Genomic DNA, 514 nt, shown 5'->3' on the forward strand with positions numbered 1-514 from the left:
GGTACAGACCGGGCAGATGGGTAACAGATTAGACCGGGGAGATAGGTAACACTTTCGCGAGGTCGAGCGGAGGCGTGTAGAAGTCAGGCATGCCTTGGAGAGCGAGCGGAGTGTTGGAAGAGCGTACCCGGTTTGCAGTGGAGTGGGAGAGTGGGGAGTGGACGATGTCTGAGTTATGCCGGCATTACGGTATATCGCGGAAGACAGGCTACAAGATTTTGTCGCGATGGCAGGAGCAGGGAGCGGCTGGTCTGAGCGACCACAGCCATGCTCCGTTGCATCACCCGAACCAGACGACGGAAGGGATTCAGCGGAGGGTACTGGAGCTGCGGCGCGAGCATATGAGCTGGGGGCCACGGAAGCTGCGCAGTTGGCTGAGATCTCATCATCCTGAACAGAAGTGGCCGGCAGCCAGCACCATCGGAGAGTTATTGAAGCGGGAAGGCCTGGCTCACTCGCGCAAGCAACGGCGGCGTACACCGCCGCATACCCAGCCGTTTGCGCATGCCGATGG

General features: G+C 60.1%; 1 protein-coding gene. It reads left to right on the plus strand.

From position 1 onward, the window contains the following. Positions 1-89 precede the first annotated feature (89 nt). Positions 90-514 (plus strand): helix-turn-helix domain-containing protein (locus tag OHL21_RS00070; protein WP_263415207.1); only part of this gene is annotated, 425 nt, incomplete at its 3' end.

The organism is Terriglobus albidus (assembly GCF_025685425.1).
GTDB lineage: Bacteria > Acidobacteriota > Terriglobia > Terriglobales > Acidobacteriaceae > Terriglobus > Terriglobus albidus.